General features: G+C 68.5%; 15 protein-coding genes and 1 tRNA gene. 13 read left to right on the top strand and 3 right to left on the bottom strand.

Features of this window, described 5'->3' with window-relative positions; all coding sequences use genetic code 11:
- On the bottom strand, nucleotides 1–808 hold an 808-nt coding region (locus AAY78_RS00670; RefSeq protein WP_046746458.1), incomplete at its 3' end, for a hypothetical protein.
- 106 nt (nucleotides 809–914) lie between these two features.
- On the opposite strand from AAY78_RS00670, the gene AAY78_RS19100 reads away from it, so the two are divergent.
- Nucleotides 915–1,532, top strand: a complete 618-nt coding sequence (locus AAY78_RS19100) for a TetR family transcriptional regulator (RefSeq protein WP_052748584.1) — start codon at nucleotides 915–917, stop codon at nucleotides 1,530–1,532.
- Nucleotides 1,533–1,577: 45 nt separating this feature from the next.
- On the opposite strand, the gene acs is transcribed toward AAY78_RS19100, so the two are convergent.
- Nucleotides 1,578–3,545 carry an acetate--CoA ligase gene (gene acs, locus AAY78_RS00680; RefSeq protein ID WP_046746459.1) on the bottom strand — a complete coding sequence of 656 codons (1,968 nt, stop codon included), beginning with the start codon at nucleotides 3,543–3,545 and terminating at the stop codon, nucleotides 1,578–1,580.
- 414 nt (nucleotides 3,546–3,959) lie between these two features.
- On the opposite strand from acs, the gene AAY78_RS00685 reads away from it, so the two are divergent.
- The 12 genes from AAY78_RS00685 (at nucleotide 3,960) to AAY78_RS00740 (ending at nucleotide 14,490) form a co-directional block, all read left to right on the top strand.
- The gene (locus tag AAY78_RS00685) at nucleotides 3,960–4,970 is read left to right on the top strand and encodes a TadA family conjugal transfer-associated ATPase (protein ID WP_231589625.1); all 1,011 of its coding nucleotides are present in this window, start codon (nucleotides 3,960–3,962) and stop codon (nucleotides 4,968–4,970) included.
- On the top strand, nucleotides 4,961–5,866 hold the full coding sequence (locus AAY78_RS00690) for a type II secretion system F family protein (protein ID WP_046746460.1): 906 nt from the start codon (nucleotides 4,961–4,963) through the stop codon (nucleotides 5,864–5,866). The genes AAY78_RS00685 and AAY78_RS00690 overlap by 10 nt, the downstream gene beginning before the upstream one ends.
- Nucleotides 5,867–5,930: 64 nt before the next feature.
- On the top strand, nucleotides 5,931–6,128 hold the full coding sequence (locus AAY78_RS00695; RefSeq protein ID WP_046746461.1) for a DUF4244 domain-containing protein: 198 nt from the start codon (nucleotides 5,931–5,933) through the stop codon (nucleotides 6,126–6,128).
- A gap of 20 nt (nucleotides 6,129–6,148) precedes the next feature.
- Nucleotides 6,149–6,523: a TadE family type IV pilus minor pilin gene (locus AAY78_RS00700; RefSeq protein ID WP_046746462.1), complete on the top strand. Its 375-nt coding sequence runs from the start codon at nucleotides 6,149–6,151 to the stop codon at nucleotides 6,521–6,523.
- The gene (locus AAY78_RS00705) at nucleotides 6,523–6,849 is read left to right on the top strand and encodes a hypothetical protein (protein WP_046746463.1); all 327 of its coding nucleotides are present in this window, start codon (nucleotides 6,523–6,525) and stop codon (nucleotides 6,847–6,849) included. The genes AAY78_RS00700 and AAY78_RS00705 overlap by 1 nt, the downstream gene beginning before the upstream one ends.
- A gap of 80 nt (nucleotides 6,850–6,929) precedes the next feature.
- The gene (topA, locus tag AAY78_RS00710; RefSeq protein ID WP_046746464.1) at nucleotides 6,930–9,776 is read left to right on the top strand and encodes a type I DNA topoisomerase; all 2,847 of its coding nucleotides are present in this window, start codon (nucleotides 6,930–6,932) and stop codon (nucleotides 9,774–9,776) included.
- A complete protein-coding gene (tmk, locus tag AAY78_RS00715; protein WP_046746465.1) occupies nucleotides 9,773–10,402 on the top strand; it encodes a dTMP kinase in 630 nt (209 codons plus the stop codon). Before topA ends, tmk begins: the two co-directional genes overlap by 4 nt.
- Nucleotides 10,403–10,461: 59 nt before the next feature.
- Nucleotides 10,462–11,619: a DNA polymerase III subunit delta' gene (locus AAY78_RS00720; RefSeq protein ID WP_046746466.1), complete on the top strand. Its 1,158-nt coding sequence runs from the start codon at nucleotides 10,462–10,464 to the stop codon at nucleotides 11,617–11,619.
- Complete coding sequence (locus tag AAY78_RS00725; RefSeq protein WP_046746467.1) at nucleotides 11,616–13,169, top strand: alpha/beta hydrolase; 1,554 nt, start codon at nucleotides 11,616–11,618, stop codon at nucleotides 13,167–13,169. Before AAY78_RS00720 ends, AAY78_RS00725 begins: the two co-directional genes overlap by 4 nt.
- Before the next feature lie 69 nt (nucleotides 13,170–13,238).
- Nucleotides 13,239–13,311 (top strand) — tRNA-Thr (locus AAY78_RS00730).
- A gap of 67 nt (nucleotides 13,312–13,378) precedes the next feature.
- Nucleotides 13,379–13,960 (top strand): isochorismatase family protein, encoded by a 582-nt coding sequence (locus tag AAY78_RS00735; protein WP_046746488.1) that lies wholly within the window; start codon nucleotides 13,379–13,381, stop codon nucleotides 13,958–13,960.
- Nucleotides 13,957–14,490 (top strand): DUF1697 domain-containing protein, encoded by a 534-nt coding sequence (locus tag AAY78_RS00740; RefSeq protein ID WP_082108521.1) that lies wholly within the window; start codon nucleotides 13,957–13,959, stop codon nucleotides 14,488–14,490. Before AAY78_RS00735 ends, AAY78_RS00740 begins: the two co-directional genes overlap by 4 nt.
- Here the strand turns inward: AAY78_RS00740 and AAY78_RS00745 are convergent.
- The gene (locus tag AAY78_RS00745) at nucleotides 14,480–14,695 is read right to left on the bottom strand and encodes a hypothetical protein (RefSeq protein ID WP_046746468.1); all 216 of its coding nucleotides are present in this window, start codon (nucleotides 14,693–14,695) and stop codon (nucleotides 14,480–14,482) included. The two genes, AAY78_RS00740 and AAY78_RS00745, sit on opposite strands and share 11 nt — an antisense overlap.
- Nucleotides 14,696–14,699 lie beyond the last annotated feature (4 nt).

The raw sequence follows: 14,699 nt of genomic DNA on the forward strand, positions 1-14,699 counted from the left end.
TCGTCCGGGCGCTGGAAGACCGCGATGTAGGCCTGCTGTACCGGGTCGGTGGAGGGGTGGGTGTGGGTGTCGGTGCTGCGGTATCCGAGATGAGCGCGAAGGAGCGAGCCACATCGACGAGGCTGGGGCTCTCTTCGCCCCGGGGAAGCGCGAAGGCGGGATTGTCCGACGGTTGCGCGTCCGCGAGCATGAATCCTGTGGGCGGCTCGAAGCGGATGCTGTAATCGTCGGTGGATGTCGTCGGCAATGAGCCTGATCGGAACGTGCCGTCTGCGACGACGGCGACGCGCTGCACTACCGTGCCGCCACTGAGGATGGTGACGCTCGCGCCCGAGAGGTCGGCGAGAGGGGAGGCATCCGACGTCGCGGTCACCGCGCCGCTGATCTCACCGAAGGAGCCCTCCAGCGGGACGGTGACGGCATCTCCCCGCGTGGGGTTGAACTCCCTCCTCGCCACGGGTTCGAGGAGGTCGCCGACAGCACCGGGCCAGGATGCCTCGGCGATGAAGCTGGTGTCCGTCGCGGGTATGCGCACGGACACGGTTCCGTCTGCCGAGGTGGTGCCGGTGGCGATGACCTGGTCGAGCTCGCCGGTGGAGAGCACGGTCACCGTCGCGCCGCCGAGCGGAGCGGATGCCGTCCCGTCGGAGAGAGTCGTCGTGATGAGTATGTGGCCTGCTTCGGACTCCGCGGCGCTGGCGATCGCGGGCAGCCCCACCAAGACAAGGCCGGTGGCTACGGACAGCACACCTGCGGTGCGTAGCGGGGAGACCAGATTCCGACGTCGTCGCGCGACGGTGTGAGGCATGGCGATCCTTTCTGATGGTTCGTGGCTAAGTATGGACTCAGTCCAAACTTTTACGCAACCCAGGGAGATCGACCTAGGGTGGGATGAAGGGAGAGGAGGGACGGCGATGACGGAAGGGCTCCGCGAGAAGAAGATGCGCGTCGCGCGTCGGGCCATGGAGGAGGCCGCGGTCGGAATTGCCTATGAAGAAGGCGTTCACGCCGTGACGGTCGACCGCATCTGCGAAGTGGCGATGGTGTCGCGCAGCACGTTCTTCAACTACTTCCCCTCGCTCGAGCATGCGATCTTCGGATCCGCCCTGGTCTACGACCCTGTGCTCACCGAGCGCATTTTGAGCGCGCACCGAGACGACCTCGTGATCGCCGCCTCGTGGATCGTGATGGAGACCGTCCGCGGGCAGGGTGACGACGAACTCCTGCGCAAGCGGTTCGCGCTTTTCGCCCGGGAGCCGGGCACGACGACGACGGTGTCGTGGGCGGCCGGGACGAGCCGCGCCGGACTGCAGGACGTGATCGAGAACTGGCTCGATGCGCATCCGGCATCGGCTCGCCTGGCGGACGCCAATCACGCCACCGAGGCGCGGATGATCGTGAACTTCTCCATCACGCTCGGCGACGAGGTTATGCGGCTGGTGGGTGAGGACGGCGGGGACTTCCCGTTCGACCCCGCCGTGTTTCGCACGGTGCGCGAGCGGATGAGGGAGCTGAGCGTACCCGCACGGTGAACGCCCCGCACCGCGATCAGCGGTACGAGGCGTTCGGGACCGCCGCTACTTCACCTGCGCCGAGATCACGCTCATCACCGCGGTATCCGCGAGCGTCGTGGTGTCGCCGACCTCGCGGCCTTCGGCGACATCGCGCAGGAGACGGCGCATGATCTTGCCCGACCGGGTCTTGGGGAGTTCCCCGACGATGTAGACGTCGCGCGGGCGGGCGATGGCGCCGATCTGGTCGCTCACCCACCGACGCAGGGTGTCGGCGAGTCCCTCGGGGGAGTGCGCGTCGAGGTAGCTCTGCTTGATGATCACGAAGGCGACGACGGCCTGTCCTGTGGTCTCGTCCGAGGCTCCGACCACGGCGGCCTCCGCCGTCGCCTCGTGCGCGACCAGGGAGGACTCGATCTCCGCGGTCGACAGGCGGTGGCCGGAGACGTTCATCACGTCGTCGACGCGGCCCAGCAGCCACAGGTCGCCGTCGTCGTCGAGGCGCGCGCCGTCGCCCGCGAAGTAGTAGCCCTGGTCCTCGAACTTCTCCCAGTAGGTCTCGCGGTACCGTTCGGGGTCGCCCCAGATACCGCGGAGCATGCTCGGCCACGGCTCGGTGATCACGAGCAGCCCGCCGCTGCCGTTGCCGACCTCGACGCCCTGCTCGTCCACCACGTCGATCGAGATCCCGGGGAGCGGCACCTGGGCCGAACCCGGTTTGGTCTCCGTCACGCCGGGGAGGGCGGACACCATGATCGCGCCGGTCTCGGTCTGCCACCAGGTGTCGACGATCGGCGTCTTGCCGGCGCCGATGACCTCGCGGTACCACATCCACGCCTCGGGGTTGATGGGCTCTCCCACCGAGCCGAGCAGTCGCAGCGACGAGAGATCGAACTTCGCGGGGACGCTGCGGCCGATCTTCATGAACGAGCGGATCGCGGTCGGCGCGGTGTAGAAGATCGACACCTTGTACTTCTCGATGAGCTCCCACCAGCGGCCGGGGTGCGGGGCGTCCGGCGTCCCCTCGTAGAGCACCTGGGTCGCACCGTTGGCGAGGGGTCCATAGGCGACGTAGCTGTGCCCGGTGATCCAGCCGATGTCGGCCGTGCACCAGAACACGTCGGTCTCCGGGTGCAGGTCGAAGACGTACTTGTGCGAGTATGCCGCCTGGGTCAGATACCCGCCGGAGGTGTGCAGGATGCCCTTGGGCTTCCCGGTGGTGCCCGAGGTGTAGAGGATGAAGAGGGGGTTCTCGGCGGGGAAGGCCTGTGCTGTGTGCTCGGCGGAGGCTGCGGGGACGGCGTCGTGCCACCAGATGTCGCGGCCTTCGATCCAGTCGACCTCGTTCTCGCCGCGCTTGACGACCAGGACGTGCTCCACGGTCTGCTGCTCGCCGTCTCCGCGGTCGGCGAGTGCCTGGTCGACCGCGGGCTTGAGCGCCGAGACGCGACCCTTGCGGTAGCCGCCGTCCGCCGTGATGACGAGCTTGGCGCCGGCGTCGTCGATGCGCGAGCGGAGGCTGTCGGCGCTGAATCCTCCGAACACCACGGAGTGGATGGCGCCGAGGCGGGCGACGGCCAGCATGGAGGCGATCGCCTCGGGGATCATGGGCAGGTAGATCGCGACGCGGTCGCCCTGACCGATGCCGAGTCCCTCCAGCACGTTCGCGACGCGCTTGACCTCGTCGGTCAGCTCGGCGTAGGTGATGCGGCGCGAGTCGCCGGGCTCGCCTTCCCAATGCAGCGCCACGCGGTCGCCGTTGCCGGCCTCGACGTGGCGATCGAGGCAGTTGTACGCGACGTTCAGCTCGCCGTCGTCGAACCACTTCGCGAATGGCGGGTTGGTCCAGTCGAGCACCTGCGTGAACGGCTTGTGCCAGTGCACCAGCTCACGGGACTGCTCGCCCCAGAAGCCCTCGCGGTCGGCGGCCGCCCGCTCGTAGAGCTCGGGCGACGAGATGGTTTGGGCGACGAACTCCTCCGACGGTGCGAACTTCCGGGTCTCGTCGAGAAGATGGTCGATCTGGCTGCTCATCGGCAGGCGCTCCTTTGCGGCATACGGGTCTTGCGAGCATGGTCGTGGGGGTGGGCGACCAGGTCAGGGCGAATCTATCCCTGCGGCCTCGCCGCGCATACTGCCGAAAGTCGGTAGTGTTGCCGGTTTTGTCAGGACGGTCGCCTTGCGTACACTCGACGACAGCCGAATTCTCATTCCGGCCTTGGCGTGCCCGATTCCCCCAATCGTGGAACGTCGTGGGCGGCATCTCATTCCCCCCGTGAGATGCCGCCCATTCCTTTGGGAGCGCTCTCTGCGTCCTCGGAGCATCCTCGGGTCCGGCCGGCAGCCAGGCACTGCACCACGGGGTGACGAACCGGCTTCTCCACAGGCGCTGGAGGATCCGGATTTCTCGGGACTTCCCCCTCCGCGACTGCGCATAACGTCGCCGTCATGCCTGATTCCTTCGTCATCCAGCCCAGGGGAGTGCGCTCGCTCGCATCCGAGGAGACCACGTCGCCGGCACCCCTCCGTCTGGATCCCGTGTTCGGACCGCTTCTTCCTCACATCGACGACGCGGTGACCGATGTGTTCGTGAACGGTGCGGGCGGGCTCTATGTCGACCGGGGGAATGGCGCCGAGCCGGCTGCCGCCTGGAGGGCCTCGGAGCGTGAGGTTCGTGACCTCGCCGTCGCGCTGGTCGGGCTCGGCGGACGCCATCTCGACGACCAGGCGCCCTGCGTCGACGTCCGCCTCGACTCGGGCGTCCGTGTACATGCCGTGCTCTCTCCGGTGTCGACGACAGGAACCGCGCTCTCGATACGAATCCCCCGGGTGCGCGCCGCGGACCTTCGATCCCTCTCTGCGCTCGGCGCGTTCGATGCGCGCCAAGAGGCCTGGCTTCTCGGCCTGGTGGCCGAGCGGGCGAACATCCTCATCACCGGGGGAACGGGAACGGGCAAGACCACGCTGCTCTCCGCTCTGCTGTCCGAGGTCGCGCCGGGGGAGCGCATCGTGACGATCGAAGACGTCGCCGAACTGCGGCCGAGGCATCCGCACCACGTCGCTCTCGAGGCGAGGCAGCCGAATCTCGAGGGCGCCGGCGGCATCACGCTGAGCCGCCTGGTCCGTGAGTCTCTGCGCATGCGGCCGGATCGCCTGGTGGTCGGCGAGTGTCGCGGAGAAGAGGTCCGCGAGCTGCTCACCGCACTCAACACCGGACACGATGGCGGCGCAGGCACCCTGCACGCCAGCGGGCTCCGTGACGTTCCCGCCCGCCTCGAAGCCCTGGGCGCCCTCGCCGGCATGGATGCGGTGGCACTCGCGCGACAGGCAGTGAGCGCATTCACCATCGTCCTCCATCTCGACCGTGCCCCCGGCGGCATCCGTCGGATCCGCCAGGCGGGCCGGCTCGTCATCGCAGCGGATCGGCTCGACATCGAGGAGGTGCAGCCGTGGCGGTGAGGCGATCTCCTCGCGCGGCGCAGCGGCGGGATGCGACCTCAGCGGACGCTGCGACGTCGGTGCAGACGCTGGCTGTGCTGCTGCAGGCCGGAGCGGTCCCCCTCGTCGCGTGGCGGCATCTCGCCGCCACCGACGACGTGCCAGCACGCGCCGTCGTCGATCGGCTCGATCGTGGCATCCCGCTCCTCGACGCCATCGAAGCAGAGGGCGGGGCCTGGGTCGATCTCGCCGCGGCCTGGGAGGTCGCGACGACGGTCGGGGCCCCGCTCGCCGAGGTTCTCCGCATGATCGCGGAGACGTTGCGGGATGCCGCCGCTGCTGCCGATGATGTGCGCATCGCTCTCGCGGAACCGGCCGGGACGGCGCGTCTGCTGCTCTGGATGCCCATGGCCGGGCTGCTCCTCGGTTTCGCGCTCGGCTTCGACACCCTCAGTGTCATCTTCGGGAGTGTGCTCGGGGCCGCCTGCGTGATTCTCGGCCTTCTCCTCGTGGTGGCGGCGCGGCTGTGGACATCGCTGCTCCTGAGGAGAGCGGCGCCGGAACCCGGCACCCCCGGCATGCGGGCAGAACTGGTCGCGATCGCGCTCGCCGGTGGCGCCTCCATCGACCGCGCGCTGCACCTGGTCTCGCAGACATCCGTCTCCGGAGGCGGCGACGAGCGGGTCGCCGCCGTGCTCGAGCTATCCCGCGCTGCAGGGGTCCCTGCCGCAGAGCTCCTGCGGGCAGCGGCCGCCCAGGACCGGCATGCCGCGAGGGTCCAGGGGCAGCTCCGTGCGGCGAAGCTCTCGACACGGCTCTTGTTCCCGCTCGGTATCTGCACGCTGCCCGCCTTCCTGCTCCTCGGCGTCGCGCCTCTCCTGCTCAGCGTCCTCGCATCCACTCCGATGCCCCTGTGACCGCCAACAGTCCATCAGCACCATCCGATGCCTACGCATCGCCCAGAGAGAAAGAAGGAACACCATGAAGAACATCCCTGCGCTCGACCGCCGCCGCGCGGCCATGCTGTTCGGCGACGACACCGGGGCGGCCACAGCCGAATACGCGATCACCACGATGGCCGCGGTCGCCTTCGCCGGGCTCCTCGTCGTGATCATGCGCTCCGATGAAGTCCGCGGCATCCTCACGGACCTCGTGCGGCGCGCGCTCACAGTGTCGTGATGTGGGCAGGGAGACGCGCGATGACCGAGCTTGGCGGTGGCGATGGGGCGCCGACGCCGCGACATGCGGACGAGCGCGGATCCGCCGCAGCGGAGCTGGCACTCGCGCTTCCCGCCGTCGTGCTCGCGCTCCTTCTCGGGGCAGGGGCGCTCGGAGCGGCGTCTCGCCAGGTCGCGCTGCAGGACGCCTCCGCGGACGCGGCTCGTCTTCTCGGACGTGGCGAGGGACACGGTGCGGCAGAGCGGGTGGTGCATGCTGCCGTGCCAGGGGCGGGGATGTCGTCCTCGCCCCGGGGCGACCTCGTATGCGTCACCACCTCCGTCGATGTCTCCGTCGGCGCGCTGATCCGCATGCCGCTGCGGGCCTCGAGCTGCGCACTCGAGGGAGGACTCTGATGGCCGGTTCGGCGCTGGCGGCTGGCATGCTCGCGGTCGCGGCCACCATTTCCCTGGGGCTCGCCGCTGTCGGAGGTGCGGCCGTGACGGCGCAACGAGCGGCGGGTGCGGCCGATGCTGCGGCGCTCGCCGCTGCCGATGCGGCGAGCGGTGCCGTGACCACATCCGAGCAGCCCTGCGCACTCGCCGAGAGGGTCGCGCTCGCTGCCGGCGCGACCCTCACCGGCTGCGTCCTCGAGGGCTTCGTGGCGACCGTGGAGGTGCAGGCGGCGTACGCTGGACTCGCAGCCGTCTCCCGAGCCCGTGCCGGGCCACCCGAGGGATAGCGACGGCAGCGCGACCTCGCTCACTGTGAACGACCCCACACAGTGGTGTGTATGGTGTGCTTCGAAGAAAGGACGCACCCTTGGCTGAAGGCAAGAAGCTCGTCATCGTCGAGTCCCCGACGAAGATGCGGTCTATTCAGGGATACCTCGGCGACGGCTATGAGGTGCTCAGCTCCGTCGGCCACATCCGCGACCTCGCTGACAAGAAGGACATCCCGGCTGCGGACAAGCAGGCGTACGGGAAGTACTCCATCGACATCGACAACGGGTTCGACCCGTACTACGTCGTCTCCGATCGGAAGACCAAGACGGTCGCCGAGCTCAAGCGTGCGCTGAAGAGCGCCGACGAACTCCTGCTCGCCACTGATGAGGACCGCGAAGGCGAGGCGATCGCCTGGCACCTGCTGGAGACCCTCAAGCCCAAGGTCCCGGTCAAGCGCATGGTGTTCCACGAGATCACCAAGGACGCGATCCAGGCCGCCGTCGGCAACACCCGCGAACTCGACCACGACCTCGTCGACGCGCAGGAGACCCGCCGCATCCTCGACCGCCTGTACGGGTGGGATGTCTCGCCCGTGCTCTGGTACAAGGTCAAGACCGGGATCTCGGCCGGTCGTGTGCAGTCCGCCGCGACGCGCCTCATCGTCGACCGCGAGCGCGAGCGCATGGCGTTCACCTCTGCCGAGTACTGGGACGTCGATGCGGCAGCCGCGGCGACGGGTACCTCGTTCAAGATCCGACTCGTCCGCGTTGACGGCGGCCAGCTGGCACGCGGCTCGGACTTCGACGACGACGGCAAGCTCAAGAAGGCCGTCGTCATCCTCGACGAGGCCGCGGCCACCGCGCTCGCCGCGGCTGTGGACGCCGTCGGCACCGGGAACGTCACCAAGGTCGAGGCCAAGCCGGGAACGCGCAGCCCCTACGCGCCGTTCACGACCTCCACGATGCAGCAGGAGGCGGGCCGCAAGCTGTCGATGGGAGCCAAGCAGGCCATGGGTGTAGCCCAGCGTCTGTACGAGAAGGGCTACATCACCTATATGCGTACTGACTCCACGTCGCTGAGCACCCAGGCGGTGCAGGCGGCACGGAGCCAGGCGGTCTCGCTCTACGGCGATGCAGCGGTGCCGCTGAAGCCGCGCGTCTACAAGTCGAAGAGCAAGAACGCCCAGGAGGCCCACGAGGCCATCCGCCCCTCGGGCGACAACTTCCGCACGCCGGCTTCCCTGTCATCCGAGCTGGATCGCGATGAGCAGCGCCTCTACGACCTCATCTGGAAGCGCACCGTCGCCAGCCAGATGTCCGACGCCAAGTACGAGACCACGACGGTCACCATCGCCGTCGACGCGGGGGAGAGGAAGGCCGAGTTCACGGCATCCGGAACCGTCTACACGTTCAAGGGCTTCCTGGAGGCGTACGAGGAGGGTCGCGACGAGAAGCGCGGAGATGCCGACGCCGCGGAGAACCAGTCGTTGCCTGCCGTCGCGGTCGGCGACCAGCTCGCCGTGTCGGATGCCGAGGCCAAGGGTCACCGCACCACGCCGAAGCCGCGCTACACCGAGGCCTCCCTCGTGAAGGTCCTCGAGGAGAAGGGCATCGGACGTCCGTCGACGTTCGCCTCGATCCCCGAGACGATCCTCGACCGTGGGTACGCGGTCAAGCGCGGGCAGGCGCTCGTGCCGACCTGGCTCGCGTTCAGCGTGGTGCGTCTGCTCGAAGAGCATTTCGCCGACCTCGTCGACTACGACTTCACGGCTGCGCTCGAAGACGACCTCGACACGATCGCCCGTGGCGAGCAGAACCGCGTCGAGTGGCTCAAGTCGTTCTACTTCGGCTCTGACGCCCACGTCGGGCTGCGCCAGGTCGTCGACAACCTCGGCGAGATCGATGCCCGTGCACTGAACTCCACGCGCATCACCGACACCGCCACGCTGCGCTTCGGCAAGTACGGCCCGTACCTCGAGGTGGCCGACCCGGCGAATCCCGAGGCAAAGCCGCGCATCGTCAACGTTCCGGAAGACCTGGCGCCGGACGAGCTGACCGCCGAGAAGGCGCAGGAGCTCATCGACGCTCCCGTCGCCGGTGACCGCGTTCTCGGGGAGAATCCCGAGAACGGCAAGATCATCGTCGTGAAGGACGGCCGGTTCGGGCCGTACGTTCAGGAGAACGATCCCGTGTCGGAGGATGCCGCCGTCGATGAGGCGACCGGCGAGGTCGTCGACAAGCCGAAGCCGAAGCGGGGCGCGAAGAAGGAAGCGGCTCCCAAGCCGCGCACCGCGTCGCTGTTCCGTTCGATGTCCGTCGACGAGATCGACCTCGAGACGGCGCTGCAGCTGCTGAGCCTCCCGCGCGTCGTGGGCGTCGACCCCGAATCCGGCGATGAGATCACGGCGCAGAACGGGCGGTTCGGACCGTACCTGAAGAAGGGCACCGATTCGCGATCGCTCGAGTCGGAGTCGCAGATCTTCGACGTGACGCTCGAGCAGGCGCTGGAGATCTACTCCCAGCCGAAGTACGGCGCCGGACGCAGGGCCTCCAGCGCGCTCGCCGAGTTCGAGGCCGACCCGGTCAGCGGCAAGCCGATCCGGATCCGTGACGGCCGCTTCGGTGCATACGTGACCGACGGCGAGACGAACGTCACGATTCCGCGTGGGCAGAAGGTCGAGGACATCACCTTCGAGATCGCGGTGCAGATGCTCGCCGACAAGCGCGCCAAGGGCCCCGCCCCCAAGCGCGGTGCCGCCAAGAAGGCACCCGCGAAGAAGGCACCCGCGAAGAAGCCCGCAGCGAAGAAGGCACCGGCCAAGAAGCCTGCAGCGAAGAAGACGACGGTCGCCACGTCCGCTGCGCGTTCGGCGGCGGCGAAGAAGGCCGCCGCGACGCGTGCCGCGAACGCCGCGGCGAAGGCAGCGGAGAAGGCGGACTCGTGACCTCAGGCCGCGGGGTGTGGATCACTCTCGAGGGCGGCGACGGCTCGGGCAAGACCACACAGTCGAACCTGCTCGCGGACTGGCTCGAAGGGGCCGGACGTACGGTCGTCCGCACCCGTGAGCCCGGCGGCTCGGAGGTCGGTCAGCTCATCCGCGACATCGTCCTGCACCATCGCGGCGACATCGCACCGCGCGCGGAGGCTCTGCTGTACGCCGCGGACCGGGCGCACCATGTCGCCACCGTCGTACGCCCGGCCCTCGGTCGGGGCGACATCGTGCTGCAGGATCGCTACCTCGATTCGTCCGTGGCGTATCAGGGCGCGGGTCGGGTGCTCGATGCGACGGAGATCCGCGACCTCTCGCTCTGGGCCGCCGAGGGTGCGCTGCCCGACCTGACGATCCTGCTCGACCTCGCCCCCAGTGAGGCGCGGGCTCGGCTGGACTCCGCCGACAAGCCGTTCGACCGGCTCGAGGCGGAGCAGTCGGACTTTCACGGACGCGTCCGCGACGCCTTCCTCGACCTTGCGAGAGCCGAGCCGAACAGGTTCCTCGTCGTCGACGCCGCAGCGGCCCCGGATGCGATCGCGGAGCAGATCAGGGCGAGAATCGGCGCCCTTCTCGACTGACCAGCGCGGTGGCACCTCTCCGTGCTTCCGACGTCTGTGGCCACGATTAGGCTGAGTGCATGCCCCAGACCGTTCCGGCCCCTTTCCCGTGGGCGGATGTGTGGGGGCAGGACGCTGCCGTCGACACGCTCCGTGCCGCGGCAGCCGATCCGTCGGCGCTCTCGCACGCCTGGCTGATCACAGGACCGCCCGGCTCCGGCCGTTCGACTCTGGCGTACGCCTTCGCGGCCGCACTCATCGCGGATCGGCCGGACGACGAGACCGTCATGCGGCAGGTGCTCGCAGGCACCCATCCGGATGTCACCGCCTTGCGCACCGACAAGGTCATCATCACGATCGCCGAGGCTCGCGGTCTCGTCGAGCGCTCTTACTTCGCCCCCTCCGCCGGCCGCTATCGGGTCATCGTCGTCGAAGACGCCGACCGCATGGTCGAGCGCACCTCCAACGTGCTCCTGAAAGCGCTCGAAGAGCCTCCGGAGCAGACGGTGTGGATCCTGTGCGCGCCGAGCGAGGCCGATCTGCTGCCCACGATCCGATCGCGCGTGCGATCGCTGCGGTTGCGGGAGCCCGATGTCGCCGACGTGGCCAGGCTCATCAGCCTTCGCACGGGGGTGGATGAGGCCGTCGCCGAGCAGGCGGCACGGCATGCGCAGCGCCACATCGGCATGGCCCAGCGGCTCGCCACAGACGACGCGGCCAGGCGCCGACGCGACGAGACGCTCCGCTCGGTCCTCGGCGTCAGAGGAGTGGGGGACGCGGTCGAGGTCGCCGGACGGATCATCCAGGCAGCCACGGAGGACGCGAAGGCTCTCACCGCCGAGCGCGACGCCCAGGAGCGCGCTTCGCTGCTGCGCACGATCGGCATCGCCGAGGGCCAGGCGGTGCCGCCGGCGCTGCGGACACAGCTCTCGGCGCTCGAAGACGATCAGAAGAAGCGGGCCACGCGGAGCCTGCGCGACGGGATCGACCGTGTGCTCACCGACCTTCAGTCGCTGTACCGCGACGTCGTGATGCTGCAGTTCGGGCAGAGCGAAGGTCTCATCAACAGCGAGTTGCGCACCGAGCTGTCCGACCTCGCTTCCGCCTGGCCCGAGACCCGTACTCTTGTCGTACTTGACCACCTTGCCGAGACGCGGCAGTCGCTGGAGCGCAACGTCGCCCCGCTGCTCGCCCTGGAGAGCTTGCTCGTGACGATCACGAGCGGGAGGAAACCGTGAACAATCGATCGACTTCCCGCCTGCGCCGCGCCGCCGCGGTCATCGCAGGGCTCGCCGCCGCATCCGTCGCCCTGTCGGGCTGTCTGTACGCGATGATTCCCGAGCAGTCGTCGCGGCCGTCGATCACGAGTGCGCCGGACACCGAGGGCGTCGCCGAGGACCTGCTGCCCTTCTACTCGCAGGAACTGACCTGGACGGAGTGCGGTGTCGGCTTCGACTGCACCGATGTCACCGCTCCACTCGACTGGGAAGACCCGGGGAAGGGTGAGATCACCCTCTCGGTCGTCCGACACCGCGCCGAGGGCACCCCCGTCGGCTCGTTGCTCACGAACCCGGGCGGCCCGGGGGCCAGCGGTGTCGACCTGATCCTGAACAGCCTCGACTTCGCGGTCGGCGCCGACCTCATCGAGAACTTCGACGTGATCGGGTTCGACCCGCGCGGCGTCGGAGATTCCACCGCGGTCACCTGCTACGACGCACCGCAGATGGACGACTACCTGTACGGCATTCCCTCGGCAGCACGAGGCACGGCCGAGTGGGAGGCCGAGCTGCTCGACTCGCACAAGAAGTTCGCCGATGCGTGCGATGCCAACAGCGGGGGGATCCTTCCGTACATCACCACGGTCAACGCCGCCAGGGACATGGATCTGATCCGCGCGCTGCTGGGCGACAAGCAGCTGAACTACCTCGGCTACTCGTACGGCACGTTCCTCGGTGCGACCTACGCGAAGCTGTACCCCGAGAAGGCCGGCCGCCTGGTGCTCGACGGCGCGATCGATCCCGCTGTCCCCGGGCTCGAGGTCGGCGCGACGCAGGCGCTCGGGTTCGAGTCCGCGCTGCGCGCCTACATGCAGGACTGCCTCGACTCGGGGGAGTGCCCGTTCAACGGCAGCGTGGATGAGGCCATGGCCGATCTGGGGGCGCTGCTGGCGAGTGTCGACAGCACCCCTTTGAAGAGCGGAGACGGCCGCATGTTGGGTGCGGACTCCCTGATGACCGCCATCATCGCCGCGCTCTACTCGCAGGACAGCTGGGGCTACCTCACGCAGGCGCTCGATGAGGCACTGCAGGGCGACCCGACCTCGGCACTGTTCCTCGCCGACTTCTACAACGGACGCGAGAACGGCACCTACACCGACAACTCCACCGAGGCCTTCCGCGCCTACAACTGCATGGACTACCCGGTCGAGGATGACCCGGCGGCAGAAGCGGCGACGAACGCGAAGATCGCCGAGGGCGCGCCCACGATCGCGCCCTACTGGGCGGGGCCTGACTCCTGCTCGGTCTGGCCCTACCCGCCCACGGGCACGCGAGGTGAGATCAAGGCTGAAGGCGCCGGCCCCATCCTGGTGATCGGCACGACGAACGACCCGGCGACCCCCTACGAGTGGTCGGAGTCGCTCGCGAACCAGCTCGAGGAAGGTGTTCTCATCACGCGTGTCGGCGAGGGGCACACCGGATACAACAAGGGCAACGCCTGCGTGGACGACGCGGTCGAGGCGTTCCTGCTCGACGATGTCGTACCGGAAGACGGGCTCCGCTGCGAATGAGGAGGCCTCGATTCGCGAGTGAGCGCGAGACAGGGTAATATCGGTGATCGCGCCGCTCACGCGTCGCACGCCGCTTTAGCTCAGTCGGCAGAGCATTTCACTCGTAATGAAAAGGTCGTCAGTTCGATTCTGACAAGCGGCTCCGAAGGCCCCGTGATGCGAAGAACATCACGGGGCCTTTCCCGTTCCTCACCGCGTACTCTCGAAACATGAGCAGAGCGCTTCTCATCGTCGATGTGCAGAACGATTTCACCGAGCACGGCGCCCTTGCCGTCGCGGGCGGTGATGCGGTGGCTGCTGCCGTCACCGAGTTCCTTGCCCTCCACGCGGCCGACTACGACGTGATCGTCGCGTCGAGGGATTGGCACGATGCCGATGGCGACAACGGCGGGCACTTCGCGGAGGACCCCGACTATGTCGACTCCTGGCCTGTGCACTGTGTCGCGGGGACCGAGGGTGCCGAGTACGACCCTCTGTTCGTGACCGATGCCGTCACGCACCATGTCCGCAAGGGGCAGGGGATACCGGCTTACTCGATGTTCGAGGGGCGGACGGAGGCGGGGGAGACGGTCGGCGCGATACTTGCGGAAGCAGGCGCGTCGACCGCCGACGTGGTCGGCCTCGCAACCGATCATTGCGTGCGGGCGAGCGCCCTCGATGCCATCGCTCACGGGGTGCGGGTCCGTATCCTCACCGACCTCGTCGCCGGCGTCGCGGCGGAGCCCAGCGAGGCAGCCCTCGCCGAACTCGTCCATGCGGGGGCGGAGCTGGTCGAGAGCGCCCGCGAGTGAGGGGCAGCGTCCTGCTGCTGCGGGCGGTCAACGTCAGCGGCCGTAACAGCGTGCCGATGGCGCGCCTCCGCGAAGTGCTCGCGGCCGAAACCGACCTGTCGGATGTCTCCACGTACATCGCGAGCGGCAACATCGTGTGCGCGACACCGGACGATCCCGCCGTCGCGTGTGCAGCTGTGCGGGTGGTCATCCACGACGAGTTCGGGGTCGACACGCCCGTCATCCACCGCACGCACGCGCAGCTGCTCTCCTCCGAGTCCGCGCAGCCGTTCCCCGAGGGGGATCAGAAGTTCGTGCACGCGATGTTCCTGGAGGGGGCGCCCTCTGCGGGCGCGATCGACGCGTTGCAGCTCCGCTTGCTCCCGGCGGAGCGCATCGCGCTGATCGGGAACGATCTGTGGATCGACTACGGTGAGGGCGGCGTGCACTCGACCAAGCTCACGAAAGCGGTGCTGGACCGTGCGCTGGGCGTCGCGGGGACGGCTCGAAATCTGAGGACGACGCGCAAGCTCATCGAGCTCACGGCATGACGCCCGGCAGTTCCGCGCTCAGCGCCGTCGGCGGCGTGTGAGGGTGCGGCTGCACGTCGACGCGGTGTACGCGGCAGCTCGTGCATCGCACGTAGAGCACGATGCCCTCGCTCGTCGGGTGCCGGGACTCCACCGTCCAGGCGTGTTCGTGGGGGGCGGTCGACGGGTGGATGCGCGGGATGGGAAGAGTGCTCTGCGAGGTCATGCAT

The sequence above is a fragment of the Microbacterium sp. Ag1 genome, assembly GCF_001005635.1.
Classification (GTDB): domain Bacteria; phylum Actinomycetota; class Actinomycetes; order Actinomycetales; family Microbacteriaceae; genus Microbacterium; species Microbacterium oxydans.